Raw genomic sequence first — 18,559 nt, 5'->3', positions numbered from 1 at the left:
CCCGCGCGGGCGGCAACGCCGTCTCACGACCTGAGCACCATGGCCGCCTCCTTGTCACATCAGCCGCGCTTCGCTGGTCACGGTGGTGACAGGTGCAACGGAGGAAGGACCCGATGGACGAGCACGAGTTCCTGGCCCTGCGGTTCGAGGAGCATCGCGCGCATCTGCACGCGGTCGCCCACAGGGTTCTGGGCTCGGCCGAGCTGGCCGAGGAAGCCGTGCGGGAGGCGTGGTTGCGGGTGAGCCGTGCGGGACCGGACGGGGTGGAGAGCCTCGGTGGCTGGCTGCGCACGGTCGTGGGCGAGGCTTCTCTGGACATCCTCCGGGCCCGGACGGCGCGAGGAGAGGATCCGCTGGATCTCATCGACGATGAAAAGACCTTAAATAGCGAAAAAGCAGAAATCGGTCACCCCGAACCGGCGGGAGCGGACCCGCCGGAAGCACACGGGAGAGGGTTCCGCGGCGACTCCGTCGGGCTCGCGCTGCTCGCCGTGCTCGACTCGATGGCGCCCGCCGAGCGGCTGGCGTTCGTGATGCACGACCTGTTCGCGGTCCCGTACGACGAGATCGCGCCGATCGTCCGGCGCTCACCCGCCGCGACCCGGCAACTGGCCCTCCGGGCCCGGCAGCGGGTACAGGGCCCCGCGGCCGACCGCGCGGAGGGTCCGCACGGCGCCGCAGACGCGCCCGGCGCACGCTCTGCCGGCTCGTACGCCGCAAGCGCCGCTTCGGACAAGGGCGCGCCCGCGGACTGGGGCGTCACCGCGCGCTGGAGTGCGATCGCCGGCGCGTTCCTCACCGCTTCGCGCGGGAAGGACTTCCACGCGCTCGTCGCGCTCCTCGACCCCGACGTGGTGCTCCGCGCCGACGCCGCCGCCGTGGCCGCGGGTGCGGCGGAGGAGGTACGCGGCGCGGTGGCGGTCGCCGACGTCTTCACGGGGCGGCTCAGGGCCGCCCGCCCGGCGCTCGTGGACGGCTCGCCCGGGCTGGTGTGGATGCAGCAGGGCCGGCCGCGGATCGCCTTCGCCCTCGCCGTCGCCAACGGCACGATCGTCGGCATCGACGTGATCGCCGACCCGGACCACCTCGGCCGGCTGGAGCTGCAGCCCCTCGACGGCTGACGCCCGTAGCCCGGCCGGCCGTTCAGCCGTGATCCGCGGCGAACACCCTCGCGCGCGGATCCTCACCGGCCACCGCCGGGGCGTCCCCGAGCGGGACCACGACGTTCACCACCGTGAGCTGCTGTCCGCAGTTGGGGCACGCGTGCGCCGTGCCGAGAGCCGGCTGCTCCGCGGCCCCCGGCACCTGGTGCTCCGCCCCCGGCGCCGTGCCGTTGACTCCCGCGGCGGCCCGCCGGTGCTGGCCGCGCCACCACCGCGCCTTGCACCGCGGCCCGCAGAACCTCCTGTTGGGGCTGCTGCTCGTCCAGGTGAACGCGGCACGGCACTCGGCGCAGTACCGGGTCTGCGTGGCCATGGATCCTCCTCGTCCGGTGCGGCGAAGCCGGCACCGTCGGCTCGGGGTTTGGTGACAAGTAGATCGGGGGGAGGGTTACTGCGCCGGAACGCCTGCTGTAACCGCGGTGCAACCCACGGTCCACCCGCAGCGGTGGTTGAGGTGAAAGCAGGCACAGGAGAGGAGCGCTGTCACCGCGCTGCAACCTGCCGCCACGGATGATGGGATCAGCACGGTTGATCGCGTGCGGCCCCGGTCGGCGGACCGCGGCCCTGCGGAGCAGGCCGGCGGTTGTCCGGTCGGGTTGACGAGGAAGCGCGTCGCAGATCGGCAGGTGAGGTGCGCAGCATGTCCATGGGAGAGACGCGCGGAGCCGGCCCCGTGACGAACCCGGCGGTCCGCGCTTCGGGCCACCCGCCCGCGAGCCCGGCCCCGACGTCCCCGGCCCCGTCGCGTCCCCCCAACCGCCTCGCGGTGAACGGCCGTTCCACCACGCGGCGTACGGCGCTGTCCCTGCCTCCCGGCCTGCCGCTGGCCGAATGGAGCCATCTGGGACGGCAGATCTTCGTTATCGCGGATTCCTCGGCGTGGTGGCTCGGTGACTGGCTCATCTACGGCAGGAGCCACTACCCGGACCGCTACAAACGCGCCCTGGCCGAGACTTCCTTCGATTACCAGACTCTTCGCAACTACGCCTGGGTGGCGGGGAAATTCCATCCTTCGAGACGGCGGGACAAGCTCAGCTTCCAGCATCACGCGGAGGTCGCGGGGATGCCCGCCGGCGTGCAGGACGACTGGCTGACCCGTGCGGAGCGGGGCCGGTGGACCCGCAGTGAACTGCGCAAGCAGATCCGGGCCAGCCGCCGCGTCACCGCGGAGGGGGCGGGCCCGTCGCTCGTCCAGATGAGCGTCGTGGCGGAGCGCCGGGTGCGGTGGCAGAAGGCCGCCGAGGCCGTCGGTCTGGGGCTGATGGAATGGATGGTCCTGATGCTGGACGAGGCGGCGGAAGAGCCCGCGGATGCCTCCGGGTAACCGGCGGGCGCACAACTCCCGCTAAGGCGCGCAGTGTTGGCGGAGTCCGCTCTTGCCCACGGATGCCCATTCTGCGGAATGTTTCGTTCCGGTACTTTCCCGCCGGCCTCCCGCGCCTTGTCCCGCCGGCGGGACAAGGCGGCTTGATTCATGCGACGCATGACACCGCAAAGCCTTTCTGTGAATTCGTGGCGCAGGTGCCCACTGGGGTGGCATTTATCCGGATTCCCACCTTCCGCCCCGGGCGAGCTGTGATTTTGAAGAACGGCCGTGCACGGCACATGTCAAATGCCTGGAGTGGTGAACTGTGTTCGGTGAGGCGTGGGGTGTCTGATCGGTGACGGCGCTGTTAGAGTCGATGTCCGAACGGGGGAACATTCACTCGCTTCGTCCGGGAGCGAAGCGGGTAGCGGGGGAGAATCGAATGACGTCGACAGCGGAGCTGGTGTCCGCGTCGGCCTGACGTCATTCCGATCACCCCCACATCCCCTGTATCGAGAGGTCTGACCTCTCGGCCGCCGGTTCGGCCGGCGACCACATCAGTACGGCTGCGTCAAGGGATTGTTCGAGTTCCGGTAATCGCACGAATGGGTTCGGGCCACGGCCCGGCCCACCGGAAGTTGGATCGGGGAGGAATTGAAGTTGACGTCCGTGCAGGGGCATCTCGATCAGACGCCGATCGAGGTCGAAGTCCGCAGTTTACGGAGAGCGGGCTCGCCTCGGACTTCGGGAGAAGATCGAGAGCATGTAAGAGTACTGGCGCAGGCACAGGCCGAACTACCGCCCATCGTCGTACACCGCGCGACCATGCGGGTCATCGACGGGCTTCATCGACTGCGGGCCGCCGAGCTCCGCGGTCAGGACACCATCGCCGTCCGCTTCTTCGACGGGACCGAGGCGGACGCCTTCGTCCTCGCCGTGGAGTCGAACATCGCTCACGGGCTGCCGCTCACCATGGCGGACCGGAAGCGGGCTACGAGCAGGATCATCCTGTCGCATCCGCAGTGGTCGGACCGGATGATCGCGTCGGTCACGGGCATCGCCCCGGCGACCGTCGCGGCCATCCGCCGGCGTGAGTCGGCGGGCACCGCCGCTACCGGCCACCGGGTCGGCCAGGACGGCCGCGTGCGGCCCCTCAACGGCAGCGAGGGGCGCAGGATCGCGAGCCGGATGATCAGCGAGAATCCGAGCCTGTCGCTGCGGCAGGTCGCCCGGGCCGCGGGGATCTCCCCGGAAACGGTCAGGGACGTCAGAAACCGCATGCGCAGGGGAGAGGGACCGCTGCCGGTGCCGCGGCAGCGCAGTGCGGCGCGTATCGAGAGCAGACCGAAGGTGGTGGCGGTATCCGCGGGAGTTGCGACGACGTCCGCGGCGGTCCGGATAACGGTCGACGACCGCGGCTCGGCGGTCAACCGGCTGAAGGCCGACCCGGCGCTACGGCTGAGCGAAACCGGCCGGACGCTCCTTCGGCTGCTCAACATTCACACACTCAGCGGTGACGAGTGGGAGGAGATCATCGGCAACGTACCCGCGCACTGCCGCGGCGTCGTCGCCCAACTGGCGCGTGAATGCGCCGGCATCTGGAAGGACATCGCGATGCGGATGGAACGCGAGAGCGCCCGGCCGCTGTGATCGCGGCGTATTCCGAACGCCGTGGAGCCGCCGTTGCTGAGCGCGGCAGGTGAGACAGCAGGAAAGCAGGTGAACCCCGCCGGAAAGCGGCGGCCGTCCCTGCGCGGCGTGCGTGTCTTCGTCTGGTGCTGGGATGAAGACACGCGCGTCCTGCTGTCCCGTCGGCTAAATTCCACCCGTGTCCAACCACCCGAAACAAGCTGTTGGACGGCCCGGGTCCGCCGCGTTTGCCGGCGGACCCGGGCCGCAGTCATGCGCGCGGGCTCCGTACGTCTAGGGCGCGACCCCGCAGCGTTCGCTCATCGCACCGCTTACGGTGCGCAGTTCGCGGGCGTCCGCGACATCCGCGCAGCCGGAGAGCCCGAGCGCGTCGCGCAGTTCGTCGCCCAGCAGTTCCAGCACACGCCGCGCACCCGCCTCACCCGTCGCGGCCAGCCCCCAGATCACCGGCCGCCCCACCAGCACCGCGGAGGCACCGAGCGCGAGCGCCCGCAACACATCCGTCCCGCCGCGGACGCCGCTGTCCATCAGCACCTCGCAGCCGCTCCCCACCGCCGCGGCGACCTCCGGGAGCGCGTCGATGCTGGGCACCGCGCCGTCGAGCTGCCTCCCGCCGTGGTTGGAGACCACGATCGCGTCCGCCCCCGAATCCGCCGCGCGGCGCGCGTCCCGAGCGTCGAGCACGCCCTTGAGGATCAACGGCAGCCGGGTGTGCGCCCGCAGCGCCGCCACCGACTCCCACGTGACCGCCGGCGAGAACGCCTCGGCCGTGTGCGCCGCGACCGCGGAGGCGCCGCCGCGGCGCCGGTGCGCCGTCGAGTCCGCGGCGGCCAGGTGGACCGCACGCACGCCCCGGGGGAGCGCGAACCCGTTGCGTACGTCCCGCAGCCGGCGGCCCATCCACGGCACGTCGACCGTGAGCATGACCGCCGTACAGCCGGCGTCCTCCGCCCTGCGCACCAGATCGAGGGTCCGCGCCGTGTCCCGCAGCCAGTAGAGCTGGAACCAGACCGGGCCGCCGACACCCGTGATCTCCTCGATCGGCACGCTGCTCAGCGTGCCCGCCGTGAAGGGCACCCCCGCCGCCTTCGCCGCGCGCGCCGCCGCCGTCTCGCCCTCGGCGCACACCAGCCGGTGGTACGCCACCGGCGCCACCGCCACCGGCATGGCCACCGGGCGCCCCAGCAGCGTCGACTCCGTCGTGCAGCCGGAGACGTCGCGCAGCGCGCGCGGCACGACGCACACCCGGTCCAGCGCCGCCCTGTTGGCCGCCAGGGTCGTCTCCGCGCCGCTGCCCCCCGCCACGAAGTCCCTTACTCCGGGCGGCAGGACAGCGGCGGCGACCCGCTCGACGTCCGCGAGCGTGTGGACCGCGCAGTCCGGGGAGTCAGCGCCGGGACGGCCCACGCTGGCCGGTCCTCTCCAGCTCCACGGCCTCGTACAGCGCCTTGATGTTCGCGCTGCCGAAGGTCTGCGCCCCCTGCCGCTCGATCACCTCGAAGAAGAGGGTGTGGCGCGGGTGGGTGGAGGCGGTGAAGATCTGGAACATCTGCCCGTCGTGGTCCTCGTCGGCCAGCACGTTCGTCGCCCGCAGGTCCGCCAGCCGCCCCTGGCTCAGCGACGGGATGCGCGAGCCGAGCATGTCGTAGTACGAGCCCGGGGTGGTGAGGAACGCGACGCCGCGCCGCGCCAGGGTGCGCACCGAACGCACCGCGTCCGCCGAGGAGAAGGCGAGGTGCTGGACACCGGAGCCCTGGTGGCCCTTGAGGTACTCGTCGATCTGGCCCGGGTCCGCCGTCGGGTCGGGCTGGATGAGCGTGAGCGTCACGGCGCCCGACCGGCTCTGCACGACCTTCGACTCCATCGCCTGCGAGCCGACGACGATGCGCTCCTCGAAGACGAAGCCGAAGCCCAGCGCCTGCCGGTAGAAGTCGACGGTGGGGTCGAGGCTGCCGGTGTCCAGGCAGACCGCGACATGGTCGATCTCGTCGAGCCCCACCGCGTCCGCGCGGCCGTCGTCCTCCCGGAGCGCCGGCGTGAACCCCACCGGCAGCCCCGCGCCCGCCCGGGGAGCCCGCTGCACGAGCGTGTGCACCACGTCCCCGAACCCGCCTATCGCGGCGGTCACCGCCGGCCCGTCGCCGTCGTGCGCGGTGGGCTCGCGCACCACTCTGGCGCCGCCGGCCGCCGCCGCGCCGAACGCGGCCCGTACGTCGGCGGTGCGCAGCGCGATGTCGGCGACGCCGTCGCCGTGCGCCTGCACGTAGGCCGACGCGGGGTGCTGGTCGGAGGTGGCCTCGGTGAGCACGAGGGTGATGCGGCCGTGGCGCAGCGCGATGCTGCGGTGCTCCGGGGAGCCGCCGGTGCCGACGACCGAGAAGGCGTACTTGTCGACCCAGTCGAAAGCCGCGGCCTCCAGGCTTCCGACGTACATCTCCACGTAGTCGATGGCCACGTCGCCGAACGGAACTCCGGCCTCGCTGAAATCATGCATGACTGTCCCCTGGTCACGAAGTGGCATGCGTTTCCCGGACTGTAGGCGACCGGCCGCGAATCTGGCTACGAGTGTCTTTTCTGGACTGTCATCCTGTTGGTCGGCGGCCCCCGGTGCATAAGCTGTTGCGCCGTTTCCGCTATTCGGTCCACGGCTTTCGGGCGGGATCTTCCGAGCGCAATCCTTCGATCAGGTTCTTTCGGACAGGGGATGTCTGGTGATTCGCTCCATAGCCGTCGTGGGCACCGGCCTGATCGGCACCTCCGTGGCCCTGGCCGCCTGCCGCCAGGGGGTGAGCGTGTACCTCTCCGACAGCGACGCCACGGCCGCCCGCACCGCCGCGGCCCTGGGCGCAGGACTCGCCGAGGAGCCGCCGGGGCCGGTCGACCTGGCCGTGATCGCGGTCCCGCCCAGCAAGGTGGGCGCGGTGCTGGTCGACGTGCAGCGGAGCGGCCTCGCCCGCGCGTACACCGACGTGGGCAGTGTGAAGACCGTGCCGGAACGGGCCGCGCTGAACGCCGCACCCCAGCCCGCTTGTTACGTCGGCGGGCACCCCCTGGCCGGCCGCGAGCGCTCCGGGCCGCTGGCGGCCCGCGGCACCCTCTTCGAGGGCCGCCCCTGGGTGCTCACCCCGTCGCGGCTCACCTCCCCCGCCACCCTGGAACGGGGGCGCCGGCTGGCCGAGCTGTGCGGCGCCGTCCCGCTGGTGATGGCCAGCCGCGCCCACGACGACGCCGTCGCCCTGACCTCCCACGTTCCCCATCTGCTGGCCAGCCTGATGGCCGCCCGGCTGCAGGACGACCCGGCCGGGGTCTCACGGCTGGCCGGCCAGGGGCTGCGCGACGTCACGCGGATCGCGGGCGGGGATTCCCTGCTGTGGGCGGACATCATCGAGACCAACGCGGCGGCTCTCGCCGGGGTCGTACGGAACGTCCACGCCGACCTCACCCGGCTGGTGCCCGCGCTCGACGCGCTCGCCGGGCACGGCACCGGGGACCGCGAGGAGGGCCTGCGGACCGTCGTCGACCTGCTCGACCGCGGCATCGCCGGCCTCGGCGCGATCCCCGGCGCCCGCCCAGAACCCCCCGGGCACACCCCCGCGCTGCGCGTGGCCGTCCCGGGCCGCCCGGGGGAGTTGGGGCGTTTCCTCGGAGCGGTCGCGGGCCTCGGCGTGGACGCCGAGAGCGCGTCGGTCGACACCGCCGCGGGCGGCGGATTCACGGTACGGTGCCGCGTGCACCCGTCCGACGTCTGCCGAATCGCGGCGAAACTCAAGGCCGACGGGTGGGACGCGGAGGCAGACGGCGGAGACGCCGGACTCACACCCGCTCCCCGGTGACCCGCGCCGCCTTTTCACCTACACGTACGCGACCGTCCAACCGCGGAAATTGTCCAAGTGCGCTCGCGCGTGTCCAAGTGTGCAGATTGCCCTCTTGGACGGCGTTGTCGAAATACCCGGGGGCGTGCTTTTCTAAGCGCCGGAAGACGACTTCGTCAATTGCCTTCGCGTGGGGGAATTCCATGGCTGCTCCGGGTCCCGAAGCACTCGTCGCCGGCGCCGTGCAGAACGCGCAGGCGCCGGGCGCCACCGCGCCCTCGCCCCCCGCCCCGTCCGCGCGCCCGCTGCGCAAGGCAGAGTTGCACGGCAGCGTGTCCGACCCCCTGCTGGACACGATGAACTTCCTCAACGAGATCACGCTCCGCTACCCCGACGCGATCTCCTTCGCCCCCGGCCGGCCGTATGACGGGTTCTTCGACACCGAGCAGGTCTTCACGCACATGCGGACCTACCTCGACCACCTGGCCGCCCACGGCGGCACCCCGGAGGACATCCGCACCGCCCTCTACCAGTACGGCCCGACCGCCGGTCAGATCCGCGAGATCATCGCCGAGTCGCTCCGCGCCGACGAGGGCATCGACGTGCCGGCCGAGTCCGTCGTCGTGACCGTCGGCGCCCAGGAGGCCATGCTGCTGGTGCTGCGCGCCCTCTTCAGCGGGCCCGACGACGTCCTGATGGTCGCCAGCCCGTGCTATGTCGGCATCACCGGGGCGGCCCGGCTCCTCGACATCGCCGTGCACCCCGTGGAGGAGCGCGAAGACGGCTTCCACGCCGCCGATCTGGAAGCCGCGGTGCTGGCGGAGAAGGCACGAGGCCGCCGCCCCCGCGCCTTCTACCTGGTCCCCGACCACTCCAACCCCTCCGGCACCACGCTCACGTCGCAGGCCCGCACGGACCTGCTCGACCTGGCCGCCCGCCACGACCTGCTCATCCTGGAGGACAGCCCGTACCGGCTGGTGAGCCCGGGACCGCCGCCCCCCACCCTGAAGTCGCTCGACCGCACCCGCTGCGTCGTCCACCTCGGGTCGTACTCCAAGACCGTCTTCCCCGGCGCCCGCGTCGGCTTCGCCGTCGCCGACCAGACCGTCGCCGACGACTCCGGGGCCACCAGTCTGCTCGCCGACGAACTCGCCAAGATCAAGAGCATGGTGACGGTCAACACCCCGTCGCTGAGCCAGGCGGCGGTCGCCGGCGCGCTGCTCGCCGCGCAGGGGCTCGTCTCCGAGCTGAACTCCCGCGCGGCGCGGTACTACGGAGACGCCATGCGGGCCATGCTCCGGGCCCTGGACGCGCGGCTGCCCGCCGACCGCAGGAGCGCGCTGGGGGTGCGGTGGAACCGGCCAGAGGGCGGCTTCTTCCTCACCGTGCAGGTGCCGTTCCCCGCCGACAACGCGGCGCTCACCTGCTCCGCCCAGGACTTCGGCGTCATCTGGACGCCGATGAGCCACTTCTATCCCGGCGCCGGCGGCGGCCACCGTGCCCTCCGGCTCTCCACCAGCTATCTGACCACCGAGGAGATCGACGAGGGCACCGCGCGCCTCGCCCGCTTCATCGAAGCCGGGACAAGGGCCGCGTGACACCACGGCCCCCGGCCGGTCTCCCTCCTCCATCCGTCCGAATCCAATGGGAAAGGACCGCACGTGAACGGCATCAGCGGAGCACAACGACCGCGTGGCAAGAAGCGTATGTGGGGGTGGACCTTCCGATGATCACCGGCGTGGAGAGCGCGGAACTCCTGGATCCGCGGTCCGCGACAGCACAGGTGCCCGGCCCGTACCGGCCCCGCATCCTCGGGGTGGGCACGGCCGCCACCCCCACGACGTACACCCAGCAGGAGGTGCTCGACGCCTTCGGCATCACCGACCCCAGAATCAGCTCCGTCTTCCTCAACAGCGCGATAGAGCGGCGCCATCTGACGCTGCCCGCCCCCGACGAGCACGGAGTCCGGCACTCCGAGCCGCAGGGCGACCTGCTCGACAAGCACAAGGCCACCGCGATCGAGATGGGCGCCGAAGCCCTCCGCTCCTGCCTGAAGAGCGCCGGCTACGAGCTGTCGGACCTGCGCCACCTGTGCTGCGTGACGTCCACCGGCTTCCTCACCCCCGGGCTCAGCGCACTGCTGATCCGCGAGTTGGGCATCGACCGGCACTGCAGCCGCTCCGACATCGTCGGCATGGGCTGCAACGCGGGGCTGAACGCGCTGAACGTCGTCAGCGGCTGGTCCGCCGCCCACCCGGGCGAACTCGCCGTCGTCCTCTGTGCCGAAGCCTGCTCCGCGGCGTACGCGTTCGACGAGACCATGCGCACCGCCGTCGTCAACAGCCTCTTCGGCGACGGCGCCGCCGCCGTCGCGCTCATGTCCGGCGCGCCCGCCACCGGACCCGACGGTGCCCGCGGCCCGGACGTGCTGAAGTTCGCCAGTTGCCTCATCCCCGAGGCGCTGGAGGCGATGCGCTACGACTGGGACCGCGACCAGGACCGGTTCAGCTTCTTCCTCGACCCGCTGATCCCGTACGTCGTCGGCGCCCACGCCGAACTCGTCGTCGACCGGCTGCTGGAGGACACCGGCCTGCGCCGCAGCGACATCCGGCACTGGCTGGTCCACTCCGGCGGCAAGAAGGTGATCGACGCCGTCGTCGTCAACCTCGGGCTCACCCGCCACGACGTCCGCCACACGGTCGGCGTGCTGCGCGACTACGGCAACGTGTCGAGCGGCTCGTTCCTGTTCTCGTACGAGCGGCTGCTCGACGAGGACGTCGCCCACCCCGGAGACCACGGCGTGCTCATGACCATGGGCCCGGGCTCCACGATCGAAACGGCCCTGGTCCGATGGTGAGAGCGGAGGATGCGATGAGCGACACGCTCACGCTGAGAATCGACGGGGCCGAGCCGCCGACGGCCGCGGCCGTCAAGGCATTAGGCGCCGTCTGCGACGAGGCGGAGGACGGCGGCGGCACCGGTGTCGTCGCCGTGTACGTCACCGGCGCCCCCGAGCCGGGCTGGACCCGGGGGCTCGACGTCCAACTGGTCAGCAAGTGGGAGCGGACGCTGCGCCGGCTCGAACGGCTGCCGGCGGCCACGGTCGCGATCGCCCGCGGCGACTGCGGCGGCACGGCGCTCGACGCCTTCCTCGCCGCCGACATCCGCGTCGCCACCCCCGGCACCCGGCTGCTCGTCGCCCGGGACGGGGAGGCCACCTGGCCCGGCATGGCGAGCTACCGGCTCGTCCAACTGGCCGGCGCCGCCGGCATCCGCCGGGCCGTGCTCTTCGGCCTGCCCATAGACGCCCCCGAGGCACAGGCGCTGGGCCTCGTCGACGACCTCGCCGCAGACCCCGCGAGCGGCGTCGCCGCGGCCGCCGGGCTGGTCGGCGGGCTGTCCGGCAAGGAAGTCGCCATCCGCCGGCAGTTGCTCTTCGACGCCACCACGACCAGCTTCGAAGACGCACTCGGCCGGCACCTCGCCGCCTGCGACCGGTCGCTGCGGTCGGACGCCGCCCGGGTGGTCTCGTGACCACGGACGTGCGGGCCGCGACCGCCCGCGACGGCTGGGGGGACGTCGGCGCGGCGCTCGCCCGGGCCGGGGAGGCGATCGCGGCGCTGCCGCCGCCCGACGCCCGCACGGCCGCCCAGCGGACCCGGGCCGCCGGTGTACAGGACGAGGCCCGCGCGCTGCGCACCGCCTTCCTCGACACCCACGTCGACGCCGTCTACGACCGGCTCACCGACGGCCGCACCACACCCCTGCGGCTCGCCGGCCTGGTCTCCACCGCCGCTGTTACCTACCCCGGGCTCGTACCCACCGCCGAGCAACTGGCCACCGAGCGCAAACGGCTTCAGGCCGACAAAGAAGGCCACGAGATCGACCAGGGCATCTTCCTGCGTGCGGTGCTCGCCTCCCCCGTTGCCGGCGCCCACCTGCTCGACGCCATGCTGCGTCCCACGCCCCGCGCGCTGGAGCTGCTGCCGCGGTTCACCGAGACCGGCCTGGTCGACACCCGCTCCGTCCGCCTCGAACGGCGCGACGGCGCGGCGTATCTGACGATGCACCGCGACGACTGCCTCAACGCCGAGGACGAGCAGCAGGTCGACGACATGGAGACCGCCGTCGACCTCGCGCTGCTCGACCCCGGCGTCCGGGTCGCCGTGCTGCGCGGCGGCGAGATGACCCATCCGCGCTACCGCGGCCAGCGCGTCTTCAGCGCAGGCATCAACCTCAAGAGCCTGCACGCGGGCGACATCTCGCTGGTGGGCTTCCTGCTCCGCCGCGAGCTGGGCTACATCCACAAGATCGTCCGCGGGATGCGCGGCGTCGGCGGCGCGCCCTGGCACTCCCGCACCGTGGAGAAACCCTGGATCGCGGCGGTCGACACCTTCGCCATCGGCGGCGGCATGCAACTGCTCCTCGTCTGCGACCACGTGCTCGCCGCCTCGGACGCGTACGTGTCCCTGCCCGCCGCCCGCGAGGGCATCGTGCCGGGCGCCGGGAACTTCCGGCTCGGCCGGCACACCGGCCCGCGGATCTCCCGGCAGGTCATCCTGCAGGACCGCCGGCTGCCCGCGACCGACCCCGACGCGCGGCTGGTCCTGGACGAGGTGGTGGAGCCGGCCGCGATGGACGACGCGATCGCCGCCGCGGTCGACCGGCTCGGGGGCCCCGCCGTCGTACCCAACCGGCACATGCTCAACGTCGCCGAGGAGCCGGTGGACGAGTTCCGGCGCTACATGGCCGAGTTCGCGCTGCAGCAGGCCCTGCGGATCCACGGCGCGGACGTCGTCGGCAAGGTCGGCAGGTTCACGCAGCGATCGGCATGACCACCGTCCGCGGCAGCCGGGCGCCCGGCTGCCGCGGACCCACCCGCCGCCGTAGCACCGCCGGCCGCCGCGGGAACCGCAGACCGCCCACAGGAAAGGAGCGAGCCGGATGCCCACCGCGAGGATCAACGGGATCACCCTCGGCTTCGACGACCACGGCACGGGGGAACCGGTCGTCATGATCACCGGCACCGGTGCCCCGGGACGGATCTGGCGTACCCACCAGGTGCCCGCCCTCACCGCCGCCGGCCACCGGGTGATCACCGTCGACAACCGCGGCATGCCCCCGAGCGACCCGTGCCCCGAAGGCTTCACCCTCGCCGACATGGCCGCCGACACCGCCGGGCTCATCGAGCACCTGGACCTCGTCCCGTGCCGCGTCGTCGGCTTCTCCCTCGGCGCGAGCATCGTCCAGGAACTCCTCCTCGCCCGGCCCGAACTGGTCCGGCAGGCCGTCCTCCTGGCGCCCACCGGGCGCGCCGACGGCCTGGTCTCGGCCATGACCGCCGCAGAACTCGACCTCTGCGACAGCGGCGTGAAGCTCCCGCCGCGCTACGCCGCGTACGTCAACGCCCTCCAGAACCTCTCCCCGCAGACGCTGAACGACGAGGCGACCCTGCGGGACTGGCTCGACGTCTTCGAGATGACGGCCGTCGACATGTCGGCGTTCCGCGGGCAACTGGAGCTGCAGACGACGGTCGACCGGCTCGGTGCGTACGCGCGCATATCCCGCCCGTGCCTGGTCATCGGCTTCGGCGACGACCTCGTCATCCGCCCGCACCTGTCGCGCGAGGTCGCCGCCGCCATTCCCGATGCCGCCTACGTCGAGATCCCCGGCTGCGGCCACTACGGCTATCTGGAGCGGCCGGACGCCGTCAACGCGGCGGTCCTCGACTACTTCGCCGCCGCCTGAGCTCGCCCACCGCGGCCGCCACCAGCAGGAAGCCCCGGCCGGAACCCATCCGCTGAAACCCCGGCCTTACACCCGGCCGCGCTAATCTGAAGGCGGTTCCAACCACGCACGGGGACACGACGAAGTGAAGCGCTGTGACCGCAGTGTGACGCAAGGTGGGGGATCGTCAGCCGTGATGGCCGTTCTTGAACGCCCGTCCGCCGCATCCTCGCCATGCGCCCGCGAGACCTCCGGCAGGTGCCGCTGATGAGGGTTCTGGTAGTCGAAGACCACGCTGAGCTGGCCGACTCGGTGGCACGGGTGCTGCGCCGGGAGGGTATGGCCGTCGATGTCGTGTACGACGGATCCGACGCGCTGGAGCGCACGATGACCGTCGACTACGACGTCGTCGTCCTCGACCGCGACCTCCCCGGCGTCCACGGCGACGAGGTGTGCAAGGAGCTGGTCTCCCAGCCCCACCACGCGCGGGTGCTGATGCTCACCGCCTCCGGGACGATCATCGACCGCGTCGAGGGACTGAACCTCGGCGCCGACGACTATCTGCCCAAACCCTTCGCCTACGCCGAACTGGTCGCCCGGCTGCGGGCACTCGCCCGCCGCGCCCAGCCCGCCGTGCCCCCGGTGCTGGAGCACGGCGACCTCCGGCTCGACCCCGCCCAGCGCTTCGCCACCCGCGGCGGCGAACGCCTGACGCTCACTCCGAAGGAACTCGCCGTCCTGGAGTGCCTGCTCTCCGCCCAGGGCCGGGTGGTCTCGGCGGAGGAGCTCCTCGAACGCGTCTGGGACGAGGCGGCCGACCCGTTCACCACCACGGTGAAGACCACGATCAACCGCCTGCGCTCCAAGCTCGGTCTGCCCCCGGTGATCGAGACGGTGCCGCGGAGCGGCTACCGGATTTGAGGTACGCCCATGGGGCTGTCGCGACTGCACCTGGCCGTCCTGAAGCGCGTCGGCGCGATGCCCGCGCAGCTCACGCCCCGGCGGGTCCGGGTGCGCCTCACCCTCCTGTACGGCTCGCTGTTCGTCCTCTCCGGTGCCGTGCTGCTGGCGATCACGTACCTCCTCGTCGCCCGCCCCTCCGGCGGTCTGGTGACGTTCAAGGACGTGCAGTACGGCTCCGCCCAGTCCTCCGCCCAGGCGGACACCCGCACCTACCGGCTGGACGAGGATCTCGCCAACCAGGAGAGCGGCATCGTCGAGGGGATGCGCCAGCAGGCGTGGCACCAGCGGGAGGCGATGCTCGACCGGCTGCTCATGCAGTCCGGGCTTGCCCTCGCCATCATGTCGGTCATCGCCATCGGCCTCGGCTGGGTGGTCGCCGGCCGCGTCCTGCGCCCCCTGCGCACCATGACGAGCACCATCCGCCACATCTCCGCGCGCAACCTGCACGAGCGCCTGGCCACCGGCGGCCCGCCCGACGAGCTGAAGGACCTCGCCGACACCGTCAACGGGCTGCTCGGCAGGCTGGAGACGGCGCTCGAATCCCAGAAGAGATTCGTCGCCAACGCGGCTCACGAGCTGCGCACACCCCTCACCCTCGAACACGCGCTGCTGGAGGAAACCCTCATCGACCGCGGCGCCACTCTCGAGTCCTTCCGCGCGAACTTCGAGCGGCTGCTGACGATCAGCAAGCAGCAGGCCACGCTCCTGGAGTCGCTCCTCACCCTCTCCAGCAGCGACCGGGGTCTGGAAAGCCGGGAACCGCTCGACCTCGCCGCCCTCACCCACGAGGTCATTCCCGCGTTCCGGCCGGAGATCGGCCGGCGCGAGCTGGCCGTCAGCTCGGCCATGGAACCGGCCCGCATCTCCGGCGACTCGGCGCTCATCCACCGTCTGGTGGCCAACCTCCTCGACAACGCCATCGACTACAACGTCCCCGGCGGCAGCGTCGAGATCGCCACCGGAGTACGGGACGGAGGCGCCTACCTCTCCGTCCGCAACACCGGCGCCGCGGTGCCGCCGGACCAGGTCGAGCGCCTCTTCCACCCCTTCCAGCGGCTCCGCCGCACCGCCGGTGACGGCCACCACGGGCTGGGTCTGTCGATCGTCCGCTCCATCGCCACCGCTCACGGCGCCACCCTCACCGCCGAGGCCAGAGCCGGGGGCGGGCTGGCCGTGACCGTCGCCTTCCCGCTCCGCGGGGACGGGCCCGGCGAGAGGGTCCGGGCGGCCAAGCTCGCGGAGCCCGGCGCGGCGCCGGCCCATTTCTGAGACGCTCCTTTCCGTTTTCCTCGAATAACACCCGTCCAACTGCTGAGAATTCACAGTTGGACGGCCTTCCGGTTGTCCAACCTTGTCGCCTTCTGCCCGCCTGGTTAGTGTGTATTCCGACTTGAGGAAACCCCACCGACGGGAGCGGTCATGGCGAATCCGTTCGACAACGAGAACGGCACTTTCCTGGTGCTGGTCAACGACGAGAACCAGCATTCCCTCTGGCCCGCCTTCGCCGAAGTCCCCGCCGGCTGGAAGTCCGTGTTCGGCGAGGAGAGCCGCAAGGCGTGCATGGACTACATCGAGGAGAACTGGACGGACATGCGGCCCAAGAGCCTGATCGACGAGATGGACAGGCAGGAGCAGGCCGCCGCCCGCTAGGACGCCCCGGCCCGACGACGAACACTGGAGGTAATTCGTGGCCATGATTGGCGGCTCCGGGCCGGTCATCATGCGCGCCGACGGGCCGGATTCGGTCACCAGGCAGAAGGTGAAGAAGGGTACGGCCAAGCGCATCCTTCCCTACACCCGGCCGCACCGACTCAGAATTTCGGTGCTGTTCGCGGTCACCGCGCTCAATGCGGGAATCGTGGTGGCCGTTCCCATTCTCTTCAAATACCTCATCGACAACGGCATCATGCCGCGGGACACCTCCGTCGTCGTCTGGATCTCCGTCGCCGTCGCGGTCCTCTCACTCCTGCAGACCGTCGTCGGCTTCGCCGAGGCATGGCTCTCCGGGAAGGTCAGCGAAGGGCTCATCTACGACCTCCGCACGGAGGTCTTCGACCACGTACAGCGCCAGCCGCTCGGCTTCTTCACCCGCGCCCAGACCGGATCGCTGGTCAGCCGCCTCAACACCGATGTCGTGGGCGCCCAGCAGGCCCTGACCTCCCTGCTGTCCACCGTCGTCTCCGCCGGCCTGACCGCGCTGCTCGTCCTGGGCGCGATGTTCTACCTCTCCTGGGCGATCACGCTGATCAGCCTGGTGATGCTTCCGCTCTTCATCCTCCCCGGCAAAGTCGTCGGCCACCGGCTGCAGCGCGTCATGCGCGAACACATGCAGGTCAACGGCGAGATCGGCGCCTTCATGAGCGAGCGGTTCAACGTCACGGGCGCGCTGCTCGCCAAGCTCTACGGCCGCCCGGAGACCGAGAACGGCATGTTCGCCGACCTCGCGGGCAAGGGCCGCGACCTCGGTGTCCGCGCGTCGGTCTACTCGAAGCTGCTGTTCCTGTCGATGATGCTCGTCGGCTCCCTGTCCACCGCGCTGGTCTACGGGCTCGGCGGCGGCCTCGTCATCGAGGGCGTCTTCCAGATCGGCACGCTGGTGGCGCTCGCCACCCTGCTCACCCGGCTGCTGGCGCCGATCAACCAACTCTCCGGCGCCCAGCGGGACATTCTGATGGCCCTGGTCAGCTTCGACCGGCTCTTCGAGATCCTCGATCTCAAGCCGCTCATCCAGGAGAAGGCGGACGCCCGCGCCCTGCCCACGGTCGCCGCGCCCGGAGCCACCGCGAACGGTGCCGGGGTGAACGGGGCGGCTGCGAACGGGGCCGGTGCCGCGCCGAGCGCACCGGAGGTCGAGTTCTCCGGAGTCTCCTTCCGCTACCCGTCCGCGGCGGACGTCTCTCTCGCCTCTCTGGAGTCCCTCGCGGGCCCCGCACCCCAGCGCGGCGACAACTCCTGGACCCTGCGCGGCCTGAACTTCACCGCCCCCGCGGGCAAGCTCACCGCCCTCGTCGGTCCCTCCGGCGCCGGCAAGACGACCATCACCCACCTGGTGCCGCGGCTCTACGACCCGGGCGAGGGCGTCGTCCGGATCGGCGGCCACGACCTGCGCGACCTGACGCTGGCATCGCTCCGCGACACCGTCGGCATGGTCACCCAGGACGCCCACCTGTTCCACACCACCATCCGGCAGAATCTCCAGTACGCCCGCCCGGACGCCACCGAGAAGGACATGATCGAAGCCTGCCGGGCGGCCCAGATCTGGAGCCTGATCGAGGCGCTGCCCGACGGCCTCGACACCCTCGTCGGGGACCGCGGGTACCGGATGTCCGGCGGTGAGAAGCAGCGCATCGCCATGGCCCGGCTCCTGCTCAAGGCCCCGCCGATCGTGGTCCTCGACGAGGCGACCGCCCATCTGGACTCCGAGTCCGAGGCGGCGCTGCAGCGGGCCCTCAAGACGGCGCTCACGGGCAGGACCTCGCTGGTGATCGCCCACCGGCTCTCCACCATCCGGGACGCGGACCAGATCCTGGTCATCGACCAGGGCCAGGTCCAGGAGCACGGCACTCACGACGAACTGCTCGAACTCGACGGCCTCTACGCCGAGCTGTACCGCACGCAGTTCTCCCGCCAGCCGAAGAACGACGCCCCGGCCCCGGAGATGGCCCCGATGGCGCCGAACGGTCCGATGATGGACGGCCCGCCGCAGGGAATACTCATCGGCCCCGGTCCGGGAATGGGCCCCGGCCCCGGAATGGGCGGGCCCGGTCCCGTCCTGCACGGCCCGGGGCCGCGCTAGCCCCACGAGTTCGTCAACCGCAGGCACAGGACGTGCAGCGTCGCGCGCAGTCCGCAATCGCCATGAACGTCGTCGCCTGATTGAGCCAGTGGAGACCTCAGGAATGTCTGATTCGCGCAGCCCTGCCCTGCCCGTGGTGCAC

General features: G+C 71.5%; 16 protein-coding genes. 13 read left to right on the top strand and 3 right to left on the bottom strand.

What is annotated here, in order from left to right; genetic code table 11:
• The first annotated feature begins 113 nt into the window (after window positions 1–113).
• Window positions 114–1,121 carry a sigma factor gene (locus tag CXR04_RS02440; protein WP_101420251.1) on the top strand — a complete coding sequence of 336 codons (1,008 nt, stop codon included), beginning with the start codon at window positions 114–116 and terminating at the stop codon, window positions 1,119–1,121.
• Window positions 1,122–1,143: 22 nt separating this feature from the next.
• Here CXR04_RS02440 and CXR04_RS02435 read toward each other — a convergent pair whose 3' ends face one another.
• The gene (locus CXR04_RS02435; RefSeq protein WP_101420250.1) at window positions 1,144–1,476 is read right to left on the bottom strand and encodes a hypothetical protein; all 333 of its coding nucleotides are present in this window, start codon (window positions 1,474–1,476) and stop codon (window positions 1,144–1,146) included.
• A 453-nt stretch (window positions 1,477–1,929) separates the two neighbouring features.
• On the opposite strand from CXR04_RS02435, the gene CXR04_RS02430 reads away from it, so the two are divergent.
• Together CXR04_RS02430 and CXR04_RS02425 are read left to right on the top strand one after the other, a co-directional pair.
• Window positions 1,930–2,487 (top strand): LmbU family transcriptional regulator, encoded by a 558-nt coding sequence (locus CXR04_RS02430; RefSeq protein WP_101426152.1) that lies wholly within the window; start codon window positions 1,930–1,932, stop codon window positions 2,485–2,487.
• A gap of 651 nt (window positions 2,488–3,138) precedes the next feature.
• The gene (locus CXR04_RS02425) at window positions 3,139–4,119 is read left to right on the top strand and encodes a ParB/RepB/Spo0J family partition protein (RefSeq protein ID WP_101426151.1); all 981 of its coding nucleotides are present in this window, start codon (window positions 3,139–3,141) and stop codon (window positions 4,117–4,119) included.
• A gap of 273 nt (window positions 4,120–4,392) precedes the next feature.
• Here CXR04_RS02425 and CXR04_RS02420 read toward each other — a convergent pair whose 3' ends face one another.
• Together CXR04_RS02420 and hppD are read right to left on the bottom strand one after the other, a co-directional pair.
• The gene (locus CXR04_RS02420; protein WP_101420249.1) at window positions 4,393–5,526 is read right to left on the bottom strand and encodes an alpha-hydroxy acid oxidase; all 1,134 of its coding nucleotides are present in this window, start codon (window positions 5,524–5,526) and stop codon (window positions 4,393–4,395) included.
• The gene (gene hppD, locus CXR04_RS02415) at window positions 5,507–6,613 is read right to left on the bottom strand and encodes a 4-hydroxyphenylpyruvate dioxygenase (RefSeq protein ID WP_101420248.1); all 1,107 of its coding nucleotides are present in this window, start codon (window positions 6,611–6,613) and stop codon (window positions 5,507–5,509) included. The genes CXR04_RS02420 and hppD overlap by 20 nt, the downstream gene beginning before the upstream one ends.
• A 217-nt stretch (window positions 6,614–6,830) precedes the next feature.
• On the opposite strand from hppD, the gene CXR04_RS02410 reads away from it, so the two are divergent.
• From CXR04_RS02410 to CXR04_RS02365, 10 genes are all read left to right on the top strand, one after another.
• Window positions 6,831–7,952 (top strand): prephenate dehydrogenase, encoded by a 1,122-nt coding sequence (locus tag CXR04_RS02410; protein ID WP_101420247.1) that lies wholly within the window; start codon window positions 6,831–6,833, stop codon window positions 7,950–7,952.
• Between the two features lie 182 nt (window positions 7,953–8,134).
• Window positions 8,135–9,529, top strand: coding sequence for an aminotransferase-like domain-containing protein (locus CXR04_RS02405; protein ID WP_101420246.1), 1,395 nt, complete (start codon window positions 8,135–8,137; stop codon window positions 9,527–9,529).
• 128 nt (window positions 9,530–9,657) lie between these two features.
• Window positions 9,658–10,788: a 3,5-dihydroxyphenylacetyl-CoA synthase DpgA gene (gene dpgA / locus CXR04_RS02400; protein WP_101420245.1), complete on the top strand. Its 1,131-nt coding sequence runs from the start codon at window positions 9,658–9,660 to the stop codon at window positions 10,786–10,788.
• A gap of 14 nt (window positions 10,789–10,802) precedes the next feature.
• The gene (dpgB, locus tag CXR04_RS02395; protein ID WP_101420244.1) at window positions 10,803–11,465 is read left to right on the top strand and encodes an enoyl-CoA-hydratase DpgB; all 663 of its coding nucleotides are present in this window, start codon (window positions 10,803–10,805) and stop codon (window positions 11,463–11,465) included.
• Window positions 11,462–12,766, top strand: coding sequence for a (3,5-dihydroxyphenyl)acetyl-CoA 1,2-dioxygenase DpgC (gene dpgC, locus CXR04_RS02390; protein ID WP_101420243.1), 1,305 nt, complete (start codon window positions 11,462–11,464; stop codon window positions 12,764–12,766). Before dpgB ends, dpgC begins: the two co-directional genes overlap by 4 nt.
• 109 nt (window positions 12,767–12,875) lie before the next feature.
• Window positions 12,876–13,679 (top strand): alpha/beta fold hydrolase, encoded by an 804-nt coding sequence (locus CXR04_RS02385; protein WP_101420242.1) that lies wholly within the window; start codon window positions 12,876–12,878, stop codon window positions 13,677–13,679.
• A 246-nt stretch (window positions 13,680–13,925) separates the two neighbouring features.
• Window positions 13,926–14,579, top strand: a complete 654-nt coding sequence (locus CXR04_RS02380) for a response regulator transcription factor (RefSeq protein ID WP_047020619.1) — start codon at window positions 13,926–13,928, stop codon at window positions 14,577–14,579.
• 9 nt (window positions 14,580–14,588) lie between these two features.
• The gene (locus CXR04_RS02375; protein WP_101420241.1) at window positions 14,589–15,890 is read left to right on the top strand and encodes a sensor histidine kinase; all 1,302 of its coding nucleotides are present in this window, start codon (window positions 14,589–14,591) and stop codon (window positions 15,888–15,890) included.
• A 150-nt stretch (window positions 15,891–16,040) separates the two neighbouring features.
• Window positions 16,041–16,271 (top strand): MbtH family protein, encoded by a 231-nt coding sequence (locus CXR04_RS02370; RefSeq protein WP_047019284.1) that lies wholly within the window; start codon window positions 16,041–16,043, stop codon window positions 16,269–16,271.
• Between the two features lie 43 nt (window positions 16,272–16,314).
• The gene (locus CXR04_RS02365) at window positions 16,315–18,417 is read left to right on the top strand and encodes an ABC transporter ATP-binding protein (RefSeq protein ID WP_101426150.1); all 2,103 of its coding nucleotides are present in this window, start codon (window positions 16,315–16,317) and stop codon (window positions 18,415–18,417) included.
• Window positions 18,418–18,559 lie beyond the last annotated feature (142 nt).

The organism is Streptomyces sp. CMB-StM0423 (genome assembly GCF_002847285.1).
Classification (GTDB): Bacteria; Actinomycetota; Actinomycetes; order Streptomycetales; family Streptomycetaceae; genus Streptomyces.
The sequence above is the reverse complement of the archived record's forward strand: the minus strand, read 5'-3'. Positions and strand labels throughout refer to the sequence as shown.